Raw genomic sequence first — 6,327 nt, forward strand, 5'->3', positions numbered from 1 at the left:
TCGCATTCCTACGGTACTCGACGTATTTGTCTTTTCGTTCTTCATAAATTTCAGCAATTTCTAACTTGCTGCGTTCCCGCTCGATTCGCCGGTCATAGTAGGTCTCGGCATACTTCAGGTAATTGTCGAGTTCCAAGTCGACGGCTTCGGCTAGCTTCTTTCGAGCCTCCGCGTAGTACAGGTTACCTTGCGCGTAGCGCGCGTACGCGTCTGCGTTGGCACGTGTCCAATCACCAGCCGCCGTAATACTTTGGCTCATCGAAAGATGAGGAAACTGAAAATCAGTTGATGGACCTTGCGCGATGCTCGCATTTGGGGTGCACGAAACAGCAAACAGGTAGGCCACAAACAGCGAGAAACTACCAAGAGTCCGATCTGAGTTCATTGTCAATGCTTAGGGTTAGTTTGAGACGGAGTTGAAACTGGCAGCGGAGGGACCTTCAACCATCACGTTTGATGTGGTTTTACTGATGTCTTGGGAAGTGGTTGTCGGCGTTGAGAAGACTGTCATTACTCGTCCAGCGGCATCGACCAACGGTGATCCGAAACGGTTCCAGCGGATCCCGTCTCCCGCGAAAGGCGGTTTGGGAGGCCCCGAAAGAATCAGGCGAGGCAATTCGGAGCCACCATTGGATGCGTTCACCCGCTCGATCCCTTCGACAGTCCACGTCGTGTTCTCAAAAGTCACCGGCAGGCTCGAGTCGTAAAAGGGGTCTTCGGCATCGAAAGGGGCTGCGAGCAGAGTCAGTTTTTGCTTCGGCCGCAAAACCGCGCCCGTGGCAATTTTCAGTTTCGGGATTCGCGATGGTAGTGGGCTATTGAGTTGGACGCTAGCAATGTCGTAAGCGGCAAAGGCGGTTCGTGTCCGCAGCATCTTCTCGGCTAGTTGTTTCAGTATTTTGCCACGCTCGGTCACCGCCGCTGCTGCGTCCTTGGCCAAATCACTCGGAGGCGGCGACACCGCCTTGGCGGCATCGAATTCATTGACCGCACGAATCGACTTGGCAAGTTCACTTTCAAGCGACGGATGTTTCCGCACTCGGCTGATTGGATAGAGTTCGCCGGTGGCGGCATGGACAGCGACCGCATTGGGAAACGCTTCCTTCTGCTGAATCTCCATCGCCTTGACAACCATGGCCGTCGTCAGCAGACGCTGATCATTGATGGCCCAGGCTGTTCCAACGCGAAATGACGACAACCCGTCATCCGTTTGAACCAAGACATGGAACAAAGCTGCCTGATTTGGATCAGCGAGATAACTCCAAGCTTCCTCGCCGCTTGACGCTGCTGACGAAGGACCACGCCCGGATCGAACTTTTGCGGGCGAACCAGAAATTACTGCACTCTCGAACTGGTTCTCAGCACCTTCCTTCTGGTTCGTCGTTGAATCAGAATTCTGGTTGTGAGCCAATGAAGTAGGGTCGCGCAGCAGGAACCATACTCCAACCCCGACGAATAACACGGCAACCACCACGCCAGCAAGGATTCCGAGCTGGCGTCGGTCGTTGATCGCCCCACCCTGCGACCGAGAAACGGGTGACTGAAGGCCTGGCGACGGGGAGGCCGACGGGGACGTGTTGGAAGTCCGCGGTATCTTGGATTTCGTGGGAGACCGGGGCTCCGCAGGGGAACCGGGAGACTTGCCCGGTACACTTCTTTTCACTTGCTTCACGGCGAGTAGAGCTGCGACCTGAAGCGGCGTGGAACCGAGCAGCAACGTGTCGGTTTTCTGAACGAGCGCCGCTTGCAGAATTCGATGCGATGGCTCGTTCTTCGAATCCGCAACCCGGATCCCGTTCGTGCTCTGCAGGTCTTCCACAACCAGCGTCTGCATCGGACCGATGATCAAGCGCCCGTGAGACGAGGACACGCCAGGTTGATGGATGACCAAGTCATTGTCATCGCTGGCCCCAAAGGTCACGACTTGCTTTGCCCCGATCGGAGTTGGCCAAGGCAGCGGCTGTTGGCTTCCCAAGGTCACTGCCGTGGTGGGATCGATTACGACTGGTGCGTCGATCCGCTGGTTCCGAACAAAGGTGCCGTTCGTGCTGCCCAGGTCTTCAACAATCAATTGCACCGATCGGCTGTCGCGATTCGCGGACGTTTCGAATCGGCAATGAGTCCCCGACACGCTTGGGGCGTTCACCCAAACGTCGCATTGCGGCGAAGCCCCCATCGTCCATTGTTGATGACTCGACTTCCGATTCGTTGCGGCGGGCGATTTCACTAGCGTGAGACTCCCAACTTCATTCGGAATCGTTGTTCACCAATCCGAAACTCGCACGACTTGCCATCGGCAACAATGATCTGTGGGATTCGAATCCAAATCCCATTGAGCGTCGTTTTGTTTTCGATGCCCCACTTTCCATTCGCGGACCGACTCAAGACGGCATGCTCAGACGCGACAAACGGATCGTGGGTTCGCCGAATATCGCAGTTCGTGTCCCGTCCGATACGGTACTCAGAGAGATCTAGCCGGACTCGTGTTTCGACACGTCCCCGCACGATTTCGGAAAGCATCACACTGCCTGGCATCTCGTGGCCGTCGAGTTGTCGTGTTATCGGAACATCCGTTGGTGATCCCGCGGCCATGGTGACTGCTTGCATGCTTTGGTTGATTTCCAATCGGTAATGACCGCTGCCGATCAAGAACTCCGACGCGTGATCAAGCGGAGCCTTCGAAGCACGGACAAATAGTCCGTTGCGGCTTTGCAAATCCGTCACCGCCACGCGTGGTTTTCCGTCCACGGTTTGCCGGGTGATCACAACGTGACGCGAAGAGACCATTTCATCGTGGGCGATCTGAAAGTCTCCCTCGGTTCGACCAATGATAAATTGGTCACCGCGGATTCGAAACAGCTCGCCAGTTTCTTTCCCATCGTCGCATGCCACCAAAGCGATCACGGGTAGCCGCTGCGTCGGTCGATACGGTTTCTCTTCGCTGGACGGTCCTGCTGAAGACTTCTCTCCCGAGGCATTCTTTCCGGCGGCCTTTTTTCGCTTTGCCGCCTGCTTGCGAAGTTCTTCCTGCACTTTCCGTATATCGTCTTCGGATTCGATCATCGTGTTCCGAGGCACGTCATCGGGCTCGATGATGGTATGCCTAGGCCCTGGTTGATTCATTGGTGCTGGCTGATTCATGAGCGAGGGAGTTTTCGAAGGAGCTTGAGCGGAAGTTTCGGACCGAAGATATTTCTTTAGTTTGGATACAAAAGCGTCGTCGACAACGCTGCTGGCCGTCGAGACCGCCTCGGGATCGCATTCCAAACTGGCGGCAAAGGCGAGGAACCCTTCTCGGCTCTGTCGCCCCAATGCGGCGTCTTGGAGTTCTTGTTCATTCACGTTCATTTCTCCCATTCATCGATCAATCCGGCCGCTTCTTCCCGCATTCGGCGGAGAACACGTGATTTGGCGAGCAATACTGAATTGAGGGAAACGTCGAGTTCTTCAGCGACTTCACCCGGAGGTTGATTATCGATGGCGTACCGTTGGAATGCGGTCCACGTCACCTCCTTGAAATCCCCGCGAACGACTTGGACGATTCGTTCCAGCACCATGCGATCGTGTTCTTCGTCCCACTGCTGAGATGCAAGGCTCGCGGGATCGGAGAGCTGATCGACTTGTTGGGCAACCGAAAGCCCATCGCCATCGGACTGTTGGAACTTCTTCGAACGCCGCAACGCGATACGAAGTTGATTGACGGTAATGCCTCGCAGCCACACGCGAAAGGAACCAGTCCGCTGTCGTTGAAACCGAGGCAGTTCACGCATCAACACCATCATGACCTCCTGGGTGATGTCATCCGCCTGCGACGCCAGCGATGGATACCCACGCACCACCGAATCCACGAAGGGACGATACACAAGCAGCAGTCGCTGCCAATCACTGTCAGTACCGTCACCGGCAAGGCGATCCATGAGGCTCATTGAGGTCGATTTCATTCGATCTTTCCAAAACCGAAGTGTATGTGCAGTTGGAAGATCATGATGAATGAATTAATGGTCATTGAAGAATTGTTCATGAGAAATTCTTGTCAGCCGCCCAGCCTCATCTTCGATAGGTGACTGATTGAAAACGTGTTGAGCTGATGGGAAAATCTTCTTTACGCCGTTAAAAAAACGTTTACTTGACAACCAATGCTGGCGCTCTTCGCACCCCAGATTGTTACCCGCCGAGGTGAACTCGGTGCTTGGAAACATCCGATACTATCTTGATCTTTTAACACGATGGGTCACCCATGTCCCCACTTTGGCAGGATCTTTCGCGCCCTGGGGAACGTACTTCATCACCAGGGTTTGTCCGTCAGGCGAAATCATCCGAGGCATCACTTGCCCGTCGAGACTCAACTTGTCATCTAAGCGAGATGGCTGAGACCAAGGTGAACCGATTTCCTCACGTGTGGACATCCACAGGGAGCGCCGCTCGCCGGATTTTTGATTTCCGCGCGTGGCAAAGATCAGCACTCGATCGTCTTCGGACAGTACTGGAGCGGTACTGTATAGTCCAACATTGAACTTCGGGCCGAGCTCTTCGGCTGGTAACCAGCGGGCCGTCAAATGGGGACGCCGCGTTACCACGAGTGATGTACCCTCTTTTCCTTTGAACCGAGCGCTATTGAAATAAACAGCCAAACCGTTCTCGGCAAAACAGGGACTCTCGTCTCGATTTTTGGTACTTCCCCGGAAGTTAATTGCAGGCTTAGACCAAGGACTATCCAAAGTCTCGCGGCGGCTGAACCAAATATCGGAATGGGGACTTTTTCCACCGGCTCGATTCGATTGAAATGCCAAGTGCAAGCCATCACGCGACAGGGATGGATTCCAATCCCACGTCGTCGAGCTGATATTGAGCCTTTCCACGGACCTCCACTGAGAATCGCCTGGATTTCGTTTCAAGAGACACAGACTTGGGGGCGCGTTTTTCGCTTTTGAAACCGCGGAGTATTGAGCCAACAAGAAGTCACCCAGCTCACGATCGAGATCTCTGGCGTGGTAGGGGAAGAGCCCCAAATACCTTGGCTCGGACCATTCATAGTCCTCGGAAGTGAGCAGGTCGTGGGGTGTCATGTCGGCAGAAATGCTAGAGGCCCGCCTGGGAGCAACGGCGTCGAAAACGGTGTCAGACACTTTGTATTCAGACACCTTTTTGTCTTCCGAATGCAGCTCTCGTAGCGGAACCCGTTTTGTCGGTTTCGCGATGGGATCGGCCGAGATAGGAAATGCGGAATCGTTCAACGTATCGGACACCGTTTTGTCTTCCGATGGCCCCTTCTGAATTTCCTGGATTCTTCGAATCGACACTTTTCGAAAAGCGACTTGGCCAGCTAACGATTGGAGCAAGATTCGTCCTGGTATTGACAGGCCAACGAGCTCTCGCCTTTCTCGCTTTTGAACATTACGCGAAACCGCTTGGATGAAATCCTCGCCATCAATCGCATAGGACAACATCAGTTGCCCATCGAGCCAATGCTCGATGTTCTTACCGACACAAATGATTTTCGAAGAATGCCATGTGTACGGCGGGAAGTTCTTGGATACTCTTGGATGCATCACACCAAACAAGCTAGCGGTCTTTTGATTTGTCGGAACCGGATCAGCTTTCGTATCGGTCACCAATGCATACTCGTTCCCAAATTCAACTTCGGTAACGGGGGGACTGCGGTAGTAAATTCCGCTATTTGAGGAAGGCCCCAGACGCCATTCGGCGAGCAGTTCAAAATCCTGGTAGTCGTCCCTCGATATCGCGTTTCCTTTCTGCCCATTTGCAATTAGTAAACCGTTCTCAATCGAGAATGGGCCCAGTGTCGAGAATCCGGTCTGCTCGACTCGTTCAAATTCTGGTTGGAACAGTAGTTCTTCCGCGCCAACATTCCGTGGGCCAGGAAAGGTGTCGGACATCGACTCTGTGTCTTCAATCGTACTAGGCTCAACAGAGTCTGCCTGGATGTTACGAAAGACCACTCGGTTTTCACCTGCGGTTGAGATCGTGACCGATTCGCCTTGGACAACACTCCCATCGATACTTACCTCAACTTGGTACTCGCCTTCGGAAAGTACGGTCTTTGCAATCATCGTCTCTTCATCAATCGTCAATTCGGCTTGTTCACCATCGACTAGCACTTGAGCGTTCTCGGGGAGGTTCTCGATGAACAGGGTTCCCTTGTCAGTCTTCAGCATCATGACCGATGCCCAGACGAGTAGGGCGGCGAATAAACCACCGGCAACTAAAAGAGCTCGCGGTGTCTTTTTTTTTCGTGAGTTGCCTTTTCGGATTCGCGGTTTTCCCTGGCTTGGTGTTCTTGCGGTACGAGACTGGACCTCGAGGCTA

5 protein-coding genes are annotated in these 6,327 nt (G+C 53.8%); all 5 read right to left on the reverse strand.

Features of this window, described 5'->3' with window-relative positions:
- Positions 1-259 (reverse strand): hypothetical protein (locus RSSM_RS02865; RefSeq protein ID WP_144059525.1); only part of this gene is annotated, 259 nt, incomplete at its 3' end.
- A 141-nt stretch (positions 260-400) separates the two neighbouring features.
- Entirely contained in the window at positions 401-2,227 is a 1,827-nt protein-coding gene (locus tag RSSM_RS02870) for an FHA domain-containing protein (RefSeq protein ID WP_008674272.1), read from the reverse strand.
- Positions 2,227-3,348 carry an FHA domain-containing protein gene (locus RSSM_RS02875; protein WP_008674274.1) on the reverse strand — a complete coding sequence of 374 codons (1,122 nt, stop codon included), beginning with the start codon at positions 3,346-3,348 and terminating at the stop codon, positions 2,227-2,229. Before RSSM_RS02875 ends, RSSM_RS02870 begins: the two co-directional genes overlap by 1 nt.
- Entirely contained in the window at positions 3,345-3,941 is a 597-nt protein-coding gene (locus RSSM_RS02880) for a sigma-70 family RNA polymerase sigma factor (RefSeq protein WP_044300781.1), read from the reverse strand. Before RSSM_RS02880 ends, RSSM_RS02875 begins: the two co-directional genes overlap by 4 nt.
- A 264-nt stretch (positions 3,942-4,205) precedes the next feature.
- A complete protein-coding gene (locus tag RSSM_RS02885; protein WP_008674277.1) occupies positions 4,206-6,179 on the reverse strand; it encodes a 3-keto-disaccharide hydrolase in 1,974 nt (657 codons plus the stop codon).
- Positions 6,180-6,327 lie beyond the last annotated feature (148 nt).

The sequence above is a fragment of the Aporhodopirellula sallentina SM41 genome, assembly GCF_000346505.1.
Classification (GTDB): Bacteria; Planctomycetota; Planctomycetia; order Pirellulales; family Pirellulaceae; genus Rhodopirellula; species Rhodopirellula sallentina.